The sequence below is a fragment of the Halobellus salinus genome (assembly GCF_014646875.1).
GTDB classification, from domain to species: domain Archaea; phylum Halobacteriota; class Halobacteria; order Halobacteriales; family Haloferacaceae; genus Haloquadratum; species Haloquadratum salinum.
Window position 1 is genome coordinate 1 of sequence record NZ_BMOC01000013.1, and the last position, 13413, is coordinate 13413.

General features: G+C 64.3%; 13 protein-coding genes and 1 pseudogene. 7 read left to right on the forward strand and 7 right to left on the reverse strand.

The features are described from left to right. Nucleotides 1–557 precede the first annotated feature (557 nt). The gene (locus IEX72_RS10340; protein ID WP_188787311.1) at nucleotides 558–2030 is read right to left on the reverse strand and encodes a CoA-acylating methylmalonate-semialdehyde dehydrogenase; all 1473 of its coding nucleotides are present in this window, start codon (nucleotides 2028–2030) and stop codon (nucleotides 558–560) included. Nucleotides 2031–2520: 490 nt separating this feature from the next. On the opposite strand from IEX72_RS10340, the gene IEX72_RS10345 reads away from it, so the two are divergent. Together IEX72_RS10345 and IEX72_RS10350 are read left to right on the forward strand one after the other, a co-directional pair. Continuing rightward, on the forward strand, nucleotides 2521–3258 hold the full coding sequence (locus IEX72_RS10345) for an NAD(P)/FAD-dependent oxidoreductase (protein ID WP_188787312.1): 738 nt from the start codon (nucleotides 2521–2523) through the stop codon (nucleotides 3256–3258). 227 nt (nucleotides 3259–3485) lie between these two features. After that, nucleotides 3486–3695, forward strand: a pseudogene (locus IEX72_RS10350) (transposase); the annotation flags it as partial. 77 nt (nucleotides 3696–3772) lie between these two features. Here the strand turns inward: IEX72_RS10350 and IEX72_RS10355 are convergent. Together IEX72_RS10355 and IEX72_RS10360 are read right to left on the reverse strand one after the other, a co-directional pair. Further along, nucleotides 3773–5113: an aminotransferase family protein gene (locus IEX72_RS10355; protein WP_188787313.1), complete on the reverse strand. Its 1341-nt coding sequence runs from the start codon at nucleotides 5111–5113 to the stop codon at nucleotides 3773–3775. A gap of 295 nt (nucleotides 5114–5408) precedes the next feature. Further along, nucleotides 5409–5924 carry an Lrp/AsnC family transcriptional regulator gene (locus IEX72_RS10360; protein WP_188787314.1) on the reverse strand — a complete coding sequence of 172 codons (516 nt, stop codon included), beginning with the start codon at nucleotides 5922–5924 and terminating at the stop codon, nucleotides 5409–5411. Between the two features lie 361 nt (nucleotides 5925–6285). On the opposite strand from IEX72_RS10360, the gene IEX72_RS10365 reads away from it, so the two are divergent. From IEX72_RS10365 to IEX72_RS10385, 5 genes are all read left to right on the forward strand, one after another. Further along, nucleotides 6286–7179 (forward strand): DMT family transporter, encoded by an 894-nt coding sequence (locus tag IEX72_RS10365; RefSeq protein WP_188787315.1) that lies wholly within the window; start codon nucleotides 6286–6288, stop codon nucleotides 7177–7179. Between the two features lie 356 nt (nucleotides 7180–7535). After that, nucleotides 7536–8567, forward strand: coding sequence for a phosphate signaling complex PhoU family protein (locus tag IEX72_RS10370; RefSeq protein WP_188787316.1), 1032 nt, complete (start codon nucleotides 7536–7538; stop codon nucleotides 8565–8567). A gap of 83 nt (nucleotides 8568–8650) precedes the next feature. Then, nucleotides 8651–8842 carry a DUF7525 family protein gene (locus IEX72_RS10375; protein WP_188787317.1) on the forward strand — a complete coding sequence of 64 codons (192 nt, stop codon included), beginning with the start codon at nucleotides 8651–8653 and terminating at the stop codon, nucleotides 8840–8842. Nucleotides 8843–8887: 45 nt separating this feature from the next. After that, nucleotides 8888–9112: a DUF7123 family protein gene (locus tag IEX72_RS10380; RefSeq protein ID WP_188787318.1), complete on the forward strand. Its 225-nt coding sequence runs from the start codon at nucleotides 8888–8890 to the stop codon at nucleotides 9110–9112. Between the two features lie 67 nt (nucleotides 9113–9179). Further along, nucleotides 9180–9608, forward strand: coding sequence for a CoxG family protein (locus IEX72_RS10385; RefSeq protein ID WP_188787319.1), 429 nt, complete (start codon nucleotides 9180–9182; stop codon nucleotides 9606–9608). Between the two features lie 254 nt (nucleotides 9609–9862). Here IEX72_RS10385 and IEX72_RS10390 read toward each other — a convergent pair whose 3' ends face one another. The 4 genes from IEX72_RS10390 to IEX72_RS10405 all read right to left on the reverse strand — a co-directional run bounded on the left by IEX72_RS10390 (nucleotide 9863) and on the right by IEX72_RS10405 (nucleotide 13328). Beyond that, nucleotides 9863–10666: an RIO1 family regulatory kinase/ATPase domain-containing protein gene (locus tag IEX72_RS10390; RefSeq protein WP_188787320.1), complete on the reverse strand. Its 804-nt coding sequence runs from the start codon at nucleotides 10664–10666 to the stop codon at nucleotides 9863–9865. Nucleotides 10667–10732: 66 nt separating this feature from the next. Continuing rightward, nucleotides 10733–11179: a universal stress protein gene (locus tag IEX72_RS10395; protein WP_188787321.1), complete on the reverse strand. Its 447-nt coding sequence runs from the start codon at nucleotides 11177–11179 to the stop codon at nucleotides 10733–10735. Nucleotides 11180–11270: 91 nt separating this feature from the next. Then, a complete protein-coding gene (locus IEX72_RS10400) occupies nucleotides 11271–12392 on the reverse strand; it encodes a cell division protein FtsA (protein ID WP_188787322.1) in 1122 nt (373 codons plus the stop codon). Between the two features lie 66 nt (nucleotides 12393–12458). After that, nucleotides 12459–13328, reverse strand: a complete 870-nt coding sequence (locus IEX72_RS10405; protein WP_188787323.1) for a FlaD/FlaE family flagellar protein — start codon at nucleotides 13326–13328, stop codon at nucleotides 12459–12461. Between the last annotated feature and the right edge of the window lie 85 nt (nucleotides 13329–13413).

The following is a 13413-nucleotide window of genomic DNA, read 5'->3' on the forward strand; positions in this document are numbered from 1 at the left end:
GTTAAACGTTCGTGTCGGCTTCACCCTCGGGGTCAAGCCCCGAGGCACTCGCCTTGTTTATCTGTAGACCGTCCCGGCCCCAATCCCCACGAGCGCGTACTGCAGGGACACAGCCGCCACGTTCGGTGCCCGCGTGTCCGGCCACGAGCAGGAGCGTCCCCCCGCTGGCGGGACTCGCGGCCCCACCCGGTCCCGCACCCACCCCGCGGGGAACTGCGACAACACTTGGAGGATCACGAATAGCGTGAATACCGTCCCCAGTGCCGTCTCCGACGCGCCGATTCGCGCCCCGAGCGGCGTGCGGATCGACGATTAGACGAACTGGTATGTTCCCCATCCCGGTCCCGACCGCCGCGATGGCGACCAGCCACCACCGGGAGAGCCGGTCCTCACGAGTCACAGTACCGATCCGGCGAACCGCGGTAGTGGGCTTGAGCATCGTCTTCAGACCTATTATACGGCTTCTCCGCGGATCACATACGGATCGTTGTCGTCAGTTACCGTGCGTCGTTGACCTCGAGCCGACGACGGCCGGCAGTTCGGAACGACGAGCCGTCTCAGGCGTTCGGCCAGCGCTCGATGTAGACCGACTCGTCGGTGTAGAATCGGACCACGTCCTCGGCCTGGGCGTGGAGGTCACCGAAGAACGAGTCCTTCTCGCCGCCGAAGTGGAAGAAGGCCATCGGCGCGGCAGTCCCCGCGTTGACCGCGAGGTTGCCCGCTTCGGCGTCGTGTCGGAACCGCTTGGCCTCCGCGCCACTGCTTGTGAAGAGGCTCGCAGCGTTGCCGTAGTCGCTCGCGTTCATCACCGCCAGCGCCTCGTCGAGGTCGCTGACGGGCATAATCCCCACGACCGGGCCGAAGATTTCCTTCCGAGCGATGACCATATCGGCGGTCAAGTCGCGGAACACGCACGGTCCCAGGAAGTTGCCGTCGTACTCGTCAACTTCGAGTTCGCGGCCGTCGTAGACGAGCTCTGCCCCCTCGCTGATCGCGGTCTCGATGTCGTTCCGAACCTGCTGTTCGTGCTCGGCGGAGATCAGCGGCCCGACGGTCGTCCCCCCGTCGTTGCCGTAGCCGACGACCTGCCGGTCGGCCCGCTCGACGGCCAGGTCGACGAACTCCTCGTAGACGGACTCCTCGACGGCGACAACATCGTTGGCGAGACACCGCTGGCCCGAACACGCGAGCGCCGATCCGATCGCTTTGTCCGCGGCGAACTCCAGATCCGCCGACTCGGTCACGATAATGTGGTTCTTCGCGCCACCCTGGGCCTGGACCCGCTTTCCGGACGCGGCCGCCCGCTCGTAGATGGTCTCTGCAACGGGTGTCGACCCGACGAACGAGACCCCCTCGATGCCCTCGTGGTTGAGGATCGCGTTGACAGTGTCGACGCCGCCGTTGACGAGTTGGACGACACCCTCGGGGAACCCCGCCTCCTCGGCCAGTTCGACCATCCGCTGCGGCACGAGCGGGTCCTGCTCGCTGGGCTTCAGAATAAACGAGTTCCCGGTGGCGACCGCATAGGGGAGAAACCACATCGGGATCATCCCGGGGAAATTGAACGGCGTGATCGCCGCGAACACCCCAAGCGGCTGGCGGACCGCTGTCTCGTCGATTCCCGGCGCGGCGTTTTCGACGTGGCCGGCCTGCATCAGCGACGGGATCCCCGTCGCTACCTCGACGTTCTCGATCCCGCGCCGAAGTTCGCCCTTCGCCTCCGCAAACGTCTTTCCTTCCTCGTCGACAAGTAGTTCCGCAAGTTCATCCTGGTGCTCCTCCAACAGCTGCTTCAGCTCGAACAGCGGCTGGATCCGCTCCTCAACGGGGCGTTGCCGCCACTCCTCGAAGGCGTCCTGCCCGGCCTCGACGGCCGCATCGACGTTCTCAGGGGTGCTGAACCCGATATGTGCGATCGTTTCGCCTGTCGCTGGGTTGTCGACGGGAATCCCCTCGTTACCCGGTGCCGTCCACTCGCCGGCGACGTAGTTCCGTACTTCCCCGTACTCGAGCTCTGCCTTCTGTGACATAGTGCTTTGAGTTCCTATCCGGACCATCATAAGCGTTCTCCAGTTTCCGAACAACGTACTACGAAACTACTCGCAGCCGGGAATTTATTCGCTCAGCTCTACTTCTATTGAACGCTATCGCAACGACCGGACCACCCAACGGATCCGACGTTGCGGCAACAGACGCCGCGATTCATACTGTTGGCTACTATGTGACGTGTGTCCACATCCTTAGGGTGTCGACATACGTCACGTGACCCTAGCCGATAGTATCAGGAAACAGCCTGCCGAGGAGCGTGTCATAGAATCATTCTCAACCGAAGACAGACGTGTAGATTGAGTAGTGAGACACCCACCAGATTGGAATGGTATTCGTACTGGTATGCAAGATATAGTGCGCGAATCTTGCAGCCTCGATAGAACGAACACCCGGTGGTGTCCGACGCGAACGTGGCGAGGCGGACGACACAGAGCCCCATTCGCTATAATCGTGGCGTCTCGATACGGGTATATGGCAACCGCGACTGACCATGACGTGTTGATCGTTGGGGGTGGTCCCTCAGGACTGTCCGCGGGGATTTTCACTGCTCGCGCGGACCTGAACACGCTCATCGTCAACGATGGGGACCCGATCCTCCGACGTAACGCCCACTTGGAAAACTATCCCGGGTTCCCTGCCGGCGTCAACAACCGACTCTTGTTGGATATGATGGCTGATCAGGCCGAGCGCGCCGGCTGTGAGCGCCGCGAGGCACGCATCGTGGACCTTGAGCCGGTTGATGGGAGGTTCGTCGCCGAAACCGAGGCGGGCGGAACGCTCACCGCGACGTATGTCATCGCCGCGACAAAGAATACGGTTGACTTCGTGGAGGGGATCGACGGTGTCGAGATTATCGACCGGGGCAATACGTTCGTCGAGACCGACAATCGCGGACGGACCGGGGTTCCCGGGCTGTATGCCGCGGGTCGGCTCACCCTTCAACCTTATCAGACAATCATCGTCGCCGGCCACGGGGCGTCAGTGGGAGTCGCTGTGATCGAGGACTCGGATGTCGAGTTCTACCACGACTGGGTCGCGCCCGACCAGTATTTCACCGGCCGGGGACGGGATCTCCCGCCAGGCTGTGAGGAGATCGACAAGGAGGAACGGGAGCGGAGAGAGCGTGAATCGTTGGAGGTCATGCGCGAGTACTTCGCCGACCCTCATCCGGACGAGCCGAATCAGCACCCGAGCGTCCGCGAGGAGTGAGCGATCACCGCTCGTGGCGTCATCGCGGATGGTTAGCGTCGGCGTCTGCCGTGTTCCCGCATCTGGACGGAATTGTCCTATGCGTATTTTGTGTGTTTTGGCAGATATCATCTTTAGCAGTTCGTTCTCTGCACCTCCTGCGCTGATGAATTCACCCTCTGTATCTTGCACGCGACTTCTGACGATACTTGGATAGTTCCCGTGGCAAGCTTTCTATGACACGCTGGCAATCCATCCTATACGAGACGTACAATCACCGGACAGGAGTTGAACGAACCAACGATGCGGTCAAGGACTGCGGCCTCGGGCACGTCCGCGCCCGAGGCCGCGTTCACGCACGAACACAAGTGTTCCTTGCGCTGTGTCTCCGTCTCGTCGTTGCAATCACCAACTTCGAGCGGGGAGACGACCCTGGCCGCGAGAAACTCAAGCTATGAGATGGTTTCTATGACAGGCTCACTTATGGGTAAAAGGCAGCGCTAAAGCACGGGGCTTTCTCCTCGATTCTCCGTAATCAGGAATCCATCGCGTCGTCGGAGACATCGAGTGCCTCGTCGAGGGCGGCGACAGCTTCGTCGACATGGTCTTCCCCGATCGTCAACGGCGGCGTGACCACAATCGTATTGACCGAGGTGTAGAAGTACACATCGTTGTCGAGCGCGTGTGCCCCCACGTCGTCGAGGACCGTCGTGTTGCTGGACACTTTGTCGCTGCGCTCCTCGAAGGGCACGCGCTCCTCGGTGCTACGGGTGAGTTCGAGCCCCTGGTGGAGACCGATCCCCCGGCGCTCGCCGACGCTGGGATGGCGCTCGGCGAGCGACTCGAGTTCGGACTTCAGATACTGCCCCATCTCCCGCGCGTTCTCGATGAGTTCGTCCTGCTCGTAGGTTTCGATGGCTGCGAGACCCGCGGCGCACGCGGTGGGATGCCCGGAGAACGTGTGCCCCTGGTTGAGGAGGTTGCTCTCGAAGTACTTGCCGATCTCCTCGGTGACAGTCGTCGCCGCAAGCGGCTGATACGACCCTGTCAACCCCTTCGCCATTGTGATGATGTCCGGTTCGGTCTCGAACAGCGTCGACGCGAACCACTCGCCGGTTCGGCCGAACCCGGTCATCACCTCGTCACAGATCAGCAGGGCGCCGTGATCGTGGGCGATCTCCTTCAGTCTGGGCAGGTAGTCGTCCGGCGGGGTCAACACGCCGTTGGATCCCACTAGCGGTTCGACCAACACTCCCGCGACAGTTCCTCCTTCGAGAGCCAACATCTCGTCGATGTACTCCAAACTCTTGTCGGGATCGAGGCTCGATCCGTACGCGTACGGGTCCGGACCCTTCACCATCCCGGGCACCTCGGGCTGAACGTCGGGACCCTCGGCGACCCGCCGAGGGTCGCCGGAGGCTGACAGCGAGGCCGCGGTCGCGCCGTGGTACGAGCGGTACCGCGAGAGGATCTTGTGGTTCCCTGTGTACGCGCGGGCGATCTTGAACGCGACCTCGTTGGCCTCGGTTCCGCTTGTCGAGTAGAACGTCCGTTTCAGTGATCCGGGCGTGATTTCGGCGAGTTTCTCGGACAGTCGCGCTCGCGGCTCGGTTGCCCACCCGGGGTTCACGTACGGTACTGTTCTGATCTGCTCGTTGACTGCGTCACAGACCCGTTCGGCGTCGTACCCGAGGCTCGTACAGACGTACTGGCTGCTGAAGTCCAGAATCGAATCACCGTCCGCGGTGATGATCCGCGGCCCGTCCGTATCGACGATCTGTGTCGGATCGAAGTCCCGCTGACGCGACCACGTTCCGAGCGTGTACTCCCGGTCGAGTCGTTCGATATCGTTTTTTTCGGCTGTCTGCTCTGCCACACGCACATATTGGAAGCGAACCGTAAGAATGTTTCGTACAATTTCCTACCAATTCCTAATTTTCGACTCTCTGTTGAACCAGATCCACTGCAGTAAGGATTATTTCCCAGTAGCGGGGGTTCTTTCCGAATCGGAACTCAAATACCACGGTCCACTCTCCCCATCCCGGCGTGAGACCGTCGACCGGTCGACCCGAGACGCGGGAGTTGACCCCGCGACGAACGCGACGGGACCCCGACACGCTCGCGAGACTCACGGCGCGGAACAGCCCCCGGTAGCCTGTGTCGGCGCGGCGCTACGGGTCGAGAATCGCATCGCGCCCGGACTGCGTGAGATTCGCGCTGATGTTTCGCGCGCCGTGGAACTCCTCCAACACGAACTTCGAGGATGTCTCGTTGACGCCGTCGATGGCGACGACCTCTTCGATGAGGTCGTTGAGTTGACTGCGCGTCTGTACTCGACTCACCGCCACGAAGTCGACGTCACCCATCGTGTAGTACACCTGTTCAACCCCGTCGATCGTCATAATCTCCTCGCCGATGTTCTCCGAGTAGCCCTCCCGGTGCGTCACCGACACGTCGGTGAGAGAGACTACTTCGAGTCCGAGCGCGAACGGGTCGACGTCGGCGGTTACACTGTTTATTATCTCCTCGTCTTTGAGTTTCTGTATTCGATAGTGGACCGCCGACTTCGAGAGGTCGAGTTTGTTCGCGACGGTTTCGAGGCTCACGTCAAAGTCGGCCTCTATCTGTTGTAGAATTTTCAGATCGATATCGTCAATATCCGGACACATAGACGAGTGCTGCCCCATATGGATCGTACATCTTCCGAATAAATAAGCCGTTTGACTAATATTAGTCAAGACGGCCGCCGGTAGCGGGGCATGCGAACCGCAACGGGGCCGACCTTCGCAGCGTCCACCGTATGGGTCCTGCCGTCCCCGACTACACTCCCAACAAGCGGACGCCCGAGGTACCGGCGGTATCGTATCCCGTGGCGCGGTCCGACGCACGACGGCGTAGGCCGTGGTTGTTATGTAACGCGGTTCCGTACGCCTTCGATATGGCTGTCTACCGGCGACCGAGGTGTGTGGAAGGCTCGCCGGCGAGGCTCAGACGGGGGCTACCGCCTCGTCACCGCCGCCGGGAGACGCGGGGTGCTGCTGGGGTAGTATGACGTCGCAGACGACGAACTCGCCCGCAGTCAACCCCGAGATCGGCCTCGGTGTCAGCATCCTCGCCATCTCGACCAGCGCCATCCTGATCAACTGGAGTCGTGCTCCGGCGGTCATCCAGGCGTTCTATCGGGTGGCTTTCACCACACTGTTGCTCGCCCCGCTCGCGGTCCGGCGTCACGCCGACTCGCTCCGGTCGTTCTCCGCAGGATCGTACCTCTGGCTGTCGGTCCCGGGGGTGCTCCTGGCGATCCACTTCGCCCTGTGGTTCGAGAGCCTTGACTGGACGAGCGTCGCCGCGTCGGTGACGCTGGTTCAGTCGCAACCGCTGTTCGTCGCCTTGGGGGCGACGCTTCTGCTCGACGAGCGGTTCAGCCGCCGGATGCTCGCCGGGGTTGTGGTGGCGACCGCGGGCACGGTGCTCCTCTCGCTCGGCGACCTGCTGGGAGGACCGGTGCTGGGCGCGTGGCCGCTGTACGGCAACGCGCTCGCGCTGGCGTCAGCGGTTGCGCTGGCCGCGTACATCGTCGCGGGGCGCTCGTTCCGCCAGCGACTGTCAGTCGTGCCGTACGTCACAGTTGTCTACACTGTCTGTGCAATCGTTCTGCTCGCGGTCGCCGTGATAAACGATCTGCCGCTGACCGCGTACCCGCCACGCGAGTGGCTGCTCTTCGCCGGAATGGCCGTCGGACCGGGCGTCCTCGGACACACGGTCCTCAACTGGTCGCTGGGACACCTGGAGTCCGGGGTCGTCAGCGTGACGCTCCTGGCGGAGCCGGTCGGGAGCGCGATACTGGCCTACGTCCTGTTGGACGAGGTGGTCGGCCCGACAACGGCGGTCGGTGGCGCCGTGGTGCTGGCCGGCATCTACTTCATCGCCGCCGATCGGTGACGAGTGTGTGGCGGCCGCGGATGAGCGGCGGAGGCACCGGCCGCGGCCGATGCGGGACCCGTGATGGCCGAACGGAGCGCCCCGAAGCCGCGCCGATCGCAACCGGTGAGCGGCCTCAACCGGCCGATAGCCGCTCCGAGAGGCTCCGGCGAACCCCTCGGAGAGCGACGGCGCGCCGGGGCTCTCTCCGGCGGCCCATCGCGAACCACCTCGGTCGACCCTCGCCGGTCGCCCCCGGGTGTCGCCGGATACCGCTCCCTCGCACGACATCATATCAATTTAATATTCGGAATATTCGCGGCCGTATATAAGGGCATATAGTGAGAACTAAGACGCATCAAACCATAGGTCTCGGTATGGAAACGCGCAAGGTACAGCGGTTGGGTCCCTCAACGCTCGCCATGACGCTCCCCGCGGAGTGGGCCAAAGAGCACAACGTCGAGAAGGGTGACGAGGTTTCGCTCCGCATGGGTGGGAAGGGAACGCTGACCGTGCTACCGGAGTCCGCGAGCCAGGAGGACTCCTCGGCGGCGATCCGCGCGGACAACCTCGACGCCGACTCCTTAGAGCGGGCGATCGTCGCCCAGTACGTGCTGGGACGGCGGGTCATCCACATCGAAAAGGAGGATGGCGCGCTCGATTCCGAGCACATCAACGCGGTCTACCAGGCCGAGACCCAGTTGATGGGGCTGGGCGTCATCGAGGAGACCCCCGACCGGATCGCGATCCGGTGTTCGGTCGACCCCGAGGATTTCACCCTCGACAACCTGCTCGAACGCCTCGAAAGCACCGGGAGTACAATGCGCGGGGAGGCCATCAAGGCGCTGGCTCACGGCAACACCGACCTCGCGGAGCGCGCACTGAACCGCGAGCGGCAGGCCAACAAGATCTTTGTGCTCCTGTTGCGCCTGATCTTCACCGCCTACCAGAATCCAAACCTCGCCCGCGCGGTCGGACTCGAATCGGGCTTCCCTCTCATCGGCTACCGGTCGGTTGCGAAAAACCTCGAACTGACCGCGGACAACGCCGAGGACGTCGCGACCATCGTCGCCGACGCGGATGGCGACATACCCGACGTCGACTCGAAGACGATGCGTCGGATCCGGGAGTTCACCGACCAGGTGGACGAGCTCACCCGAACCGCGGTCCAGTCGGTGGTCGAACGCGACTACGACAAGACCGTCGAGTGCCGCACGCTGTTCCGCCAGCTCCGGGACCGCGAGCAGGACGTTCTTGACGACCTCCCGGAGATGACCAACGACGAGGTGCTCCAGATTCGCGAGGTGCTGGTGAGTCTCCAGCAGACCGCCCAGTACGCCATGCGGAACGCCGAAATCGCGGCGAATCTCGCGCTCAACGAGGAGTCCGAGCACGTCCAGATCGGGTAACGATCCCGCGTTCCGTCCCGCGGTCGCCGGGGCCGACCGCCCGGGTTCGCATGAACTAAGTCACGACCCGCCAACCTCAATCTATGGAAGCCGCATCCGTGGGCTCCGACAAGGGGTTCGGGCTGACAGTCCTCTTTTCGGTTGTCGCACTCCTGGGCGTCGTGGGGATGTTCATCGCGGGGCTGACCGGCGATCAGCTCGTCGCTGCAGTCGGGTTCGCGGTGGCTACCATCGCCGCGTCGCTCGCCGTGTCTGCGACTCACCTCTTTGGGTAGTCCAGACGGGAAATTTAAGTCCGAACCGCCCGTATAGCGCGCACGATGAGCGATTTCACCGAGGAGGACGAGCGGATCGTCAGCTACCTCCGCGAGAGCGTCTCCGCCGGTGATCGGTATTTCCGCGCGAAGAACATCGCCGACGCCATCGGTCTCTCCGCGAAGCAGGTCGGGGCCCGCCTCCCACAACTCGCAGAGAAGTCCGACGACGTTGACATCGAAAAGTGGGGGCGCGCGCGGTCAACAACCTGGCGCGTCACGCGAAGCTGAGCCGCCCGCCCAGGTGGCGGGGTGGGGAGCCGCGAGCCTTTTTGACCCCCGCTGCCAACACGCCAGTATGACGGTACGTGTTCGGCGGGTCCTCGAGTTCGACGGCCCGCCCGAAGCCGTGTGGAACTTCATCTCCGATCCGTCCAAACGGGCAGACGCGATCAGCGTCGTCGACAGCTACGAGATACACGGGGACGGGTCGGCAACCTGGCGCGTTCAGTTGCCGATCCCGCTGGTGAACTCGACTGTCGGTGTCGAAACCGAAGACGTCGCGAGCGACCCGCCAACACACGTCAAGTTCGTCGGGAAGTCCTCAACCTTCCGGGTGACCGGCGAGCACACCATCGAATCGACCGACACGGGGTCGCGACTCGTTAACGAGTTCGTTGTCGACGGCCGGGTGCCCGGTGTCGAGGGGTTCTTCGAGCGCAACCTCGACGACGAGATGGCCAACCTCGAACGCGCGCTGGAGCAGGCCGTCGGGCCCGCGACGTGACCTGTCGGACGCGGTTGGGGCGGGACTCGATCCCGGTGGGTTTATTCGTCTGCGCTTCCGACCAATAAGTGCCGGCGACCGACGCTTTTCTCGTCGAAGTCGGCACTCAACACACCCGCCGCACACCGCCGCAGTGTCGGGGTCCACTGCGGCTCACCGCGTCCAGCGCTCCCTTCTCCCGGAGAGGGGGCGGCTGTTCGCACCACTCCCGCCTCCGCCTTCACGCGCCGTCCGCTCACGACGACGAGCGCCGACTACGGCGACGACGCCCGTTTCTCAATCTCGCCGTGGAGCACCGCGGCGTCGAATCCGTGGTCGGGCCGGATGTTGACGAAGTCCAGAAACCGGGCGGCCGTGAGTAGTTCCGCCGGGGAGAACGCCGAAAGCGCCGCGTCGACTGTGCGCTTGCCGCCGATCAACGGTTCCAGGGCGCCGAGCGCACACGCGATGTCGTAGGATTTCGCGTCTGTCGCCCGGGAGTCGGAGACGCTGGTGGCGTCGATGAAATAGATCTCCTCGTCCAGGATGAGCACGTTCTCCGCGCGGAGGTCGCCGTGGAGCAGGTCGTGGTGGTGCATCGTCCGTAGCGCCGCGAACACCGCGGGCGCGAGGTCGGCCTCCGAGGCGGTGTCGAGGTCGTTGAGGGTCCGTAACTCCGGAAGGTATTCGAGCACGACAACGCCGAGGCCGTCAACCTCGAACGCCTCCACGGGTTCGGGGGCGTTGAGGCCGATGTCCCGCATCCGGGTTGTGGCTTCGAGTTCGTGTTCTGCCATCTCCACGGGGTCCTCGAAGCGCTCGAAGAAGCCCTCAGTCCCCGAGGAAAAAGCGCCGAGGTTCCGCCCGGTGGTGAACAGCCCGTGGACCACGGAGTTTCGCTTCGAGATCACCTTCACGAACCACCGGTCGTCAACCACCATCGGTGTTGAGAGCCAGTTGTCGGCGTCGAGAAAACGGACTGACACCTCTTCGCGGCCGTACCGGTCGCGGATCTCGCGGGCCACAGCCTCCAAGCGGGGCCACTCAACGCGCCCGCGCAGGAGGCGGCGGAGCTCCATAGCGGCCTTAACGTTCTACGAGCGTATATACGTCGCCCCGGTGTGGCGGTCGCTCTCGTGTGGCCGTCATGCCTGCCCGGCCGCATCCACCTGGAGTGTCACAACCGGCACGTCCGACCGCCGGGCGGTCCGTTCGGCCGCGCTCCCCAACAGATACCGCTCCGGTCCGGCTCGGCCGTGCGTCCCCATCACGGTCAGATCGCAGTCGTGCGCAACCGCGTACGCCACGATGTCCCGGCTGGGGATGCCGGCCTCGACCGCGGCGACGGTCTCGATTCCGGCATCGGCCGCACGCGCCGTGACCGTCGCCACCACCGACTCCGCACGGGATCGGAGCTCCCGTTCGACGTGGGCTGCGTTCACCGCCGGGAGGGTCCGAGCCATCTCGGTCGCATCGACTACAGACAGGGCGTGGAGCGTCGCGTCCGACCCGGCTGCGAGGCCGGTCGCGTGGTCGGTCGCACGCTCCGCGCACTCGCTTCCGTCGGTCGGGACGAGGATCCGGTCGTACATACTCACTGGTCTGTGGCCGGCTGCGTTGAGCGTTCGGGTGGTTCCCGCTCGGTGGAACCGGGGCGTTCGGGCCGGGGTATCGGTCGGCGGCTCACTCCGAGAGCCGCTCGGCGATCCGACGGGCGCCCTCCGCGGGTGCGAGGTCCGGACGGTCAGCGGCGATACACTCCACGTCGCGGTCGAGCGCCGCGGAGAGCCGCTCCTCGAAAACGTCCACGATCCCGGGGATACACGCCATTCCGCCGGTGAGGACGATGGGTTTCGAGAGCGCGAGCTGGTAGGGCTTCATGTGGTCGTTCGCGAGCTGTGCGAGGAAGTTGTTGGCGACCTCGTCGACCGCGTCGTCGATGTAGTCGTCCAACGGCTCCATGACCGACCGCTCGATGGTGAACTCGTGGGCGCCACCGCCGGGCTGTTGGATCACGTCGGTGAACGGCTCGAACTCCTCGAAATCGGCGTGGTCTTCTTTGTACTCTCGCGCGGTGGTGAGGTCGATGTTGACCCGACCCTGGGTCTCCTCCTCGACGGCGTTTGCGATGTTGCGGTCGACTTCGTTGCCGGTGACTGCGCCCGACACGAACGGCGAGAGCTGTTCGCCGTGGCGGTACGCGGAGGCCTCCAGGTTGGTCGACCCCATGTTCACGGCCGCGAACACCTGCTCGATGGCTTCGAGGTCGTCGCCGATCGCCGGGATCGACCCACACAGCGACTCCGGGAAGCTCCGGACCGGGGCGTCGCCGACGGGGCTGTTCTCGATCACGCGTTCGAGGTTGCGGAGTCCGGGTTCGTTGTCGATGGTCGGGATGGCGTAGACCACCGCGCTGTCGGCGTCCGGCCCATCCGTGCTGTCGGCGTCCAGCCCCTCCGCAGTGACGACCTCCTCGAAGAACGTCGCCGCGAGGTCGACGCTCTCGTCGTCCTCCGGGAGCCCAGACCGGAGCATGTACCGGACCCGGTCGGGATACTTCTGAGCGGCCTGCTCGCCGAACAGCACCCGTTTCTCGCCGGTGAGGGCGTCCTCGTATTTCGCGAGACAGGTCAGCGTCCGCACGGTTTCGACTGACCCCTCGCAGACGTACTGGAGTACGGTTCGTGTACTGCCGAGTTTGACGCCGACCGGGGTGCGCCCCGGCTCGGACCGGGTGCCGGCGGTGTCGGCTGTCGCTTCCGTCTCCGATCCGTCCGCGTCGGCGGACGCGCCATCAGCTCCCATACTCCGAGGGAACGAGAACCGATTAAAAAGTCCTGTTGGTGTCCCGAAGCGACTGAGGCCGGGAGGTCACGTCATCGAGGCCAACCGCGCGATGTAGACCAGGCTGAGGTGGTGGTCGTCGACGTCGAAGGTCTCGGTCTCGGAGACCTCCCCGGAGAACCCCACGAGGTAATCGCGGAGTTCCGCTTCGACCTCCGCGGCCAGCCACTCGACGGTGTGGTAGTACCGGAGCGCGTCCAGTGTCCGCTTGAACCCACCCTTCAGTACGAGGAACTCAAGCCAGTCGAACAGCAGGCGTTCGGCGGCGTACGCGTCCGGAAGCGCCGTGAGGTACGGCTTCGACAGTCCCTCCGAGTCCGCGGTTTCGTGGACGAGAAGGTGTTCGAGTTGGTTCTCGCGCAGGGCTTTTGCGGGGCCGCTCCGGGGGCGCTCCCGAACCTCCGTGTCGAACTGAAAACGACCGACATCCTCGTCGGCGTAGCCGGTGCGGTGACGACCGCCCGAGTCGTGGCGGGGCCGCCGCTCGTTCCGGCCGCCGGCGTGGCCGTTCCGGTGCCGACCGTCGCCGTCGTCACCGAACCCGAACTCGCGGGCGATCCGGTCGGCGCGAACCACTTCCTCACCGTCTCGACCGCGGTCGGTGTGCTCCGACCGGCCGTTCCCACCCCGCGGCCGGACGGTAACCTTCCCGGAGGGTGACTCGTCCGACGACGCCTGATCCTGACGACTGTCACCGGGCTGCTCCCCGGACCGGCCGTTCCGACGTGGCCCCCGTCGGGCGCCGTTCGACTCGCCTCGGCGGTGCTGTGGTGGCCCATCTCGGTTGTGACGCCCGTTTTCCGCCCGGTCAGTGCCGTCGGACCGACGTGCGTCCCGCCGGTCGTCGGCGATACGTCTGAGCTCTCGGAGGTCGTAGTCGTCAGGATCGATTGTCATAGCCTGTGTGCGTCCCACGGCGGTCTACGGCCGCCCGGAGTGTCAGGTTTGAGTTTATGATGTCGGCGCATAACCCTATCCCTCG

Coding starts and splice junctions, on each gene's coding strand:
- IEX72_RS10340 (WP_188787311.1), bottom strand. CDS start 2,030: ATGTCACAGAAGGCAGAGCTCGAGTACGGGGAAGTACGGAACTACGTC.
- IEX72_RS10345 (WP_188787312.1), top strand. CDS start 2,521: ATGGCAACCGCGACTGACCATGACGTGTTGATCGTTGGGGGTGGTCCC.
- IEX72_RS10360 (WP_188787314.1), bottom strand. CDS start 5,924: ATGGGGCAGCACTCGTCTATGTGTCCGGATATTGACGATATCGATCTG.
- IEX72_RS10365 (WP_188787315.1), top strand. CDS start 6,286: ATGACGTCGCAGACGACGAACTCGCCCGCAGTCAACCCCGAGATCGGC.
- IEX72_RS10370 (WP_188787316.1), top strand. CDS start 7,536: ATGGAAACGCGCAAGGTACAGCGGTTGGGTCCCTCAACGCTCGCCATG.
- IEX72_RS10375 (WP_188787317.1), top strand. CDS start 8,651: ATGGAAGCCGCATCCGTGGGCTCCGACAAGGGGTTCGGGCTGACAGTC.
- IEX72_RS10380 (WP_188787318.1), top strand. CDS start 8,888: ATGAGCGATTTCACCGAGGAGGACGAGCGGATCGTCAGCTACCTCCGC.
- IEX72_RS10385 (WP_188787319.1), top strand. CDS start 9,180: ATGACGGTACGTGTTCGGCGGGTCCTCGAGTTCGACGGCCCGCCCGAA.
- IEX72_RS10390 (WP_188787320.1), bottom strand. CDS start 10,666: ATGGAGCTCCGCCGCCTCCTGCGCGGGCGCGTTGAGTGGCCCCGCTTG.
- IEX72_RS10395 (WP_188787321.1), bottom strand. CDS start 11,179: ATGTACGACCGGATCCTCGTCCCGACCGACGGAAGCGAGTGCGCGGAG.
- IEX72_RS10400 (WP_188787322.1), bottom strand. CDS start 12,392: ATGGGAGCTGATGGCGCGTCCGCCGACGCGGACGGATCGGAGACGGAA.
- IEX72_RS10405 (WP_188787323.1), bottom strand. CDS start 13,328: ATGACAATCGATCCTGACGACTACGACCTCCGAGAGCTCAGACGTATC.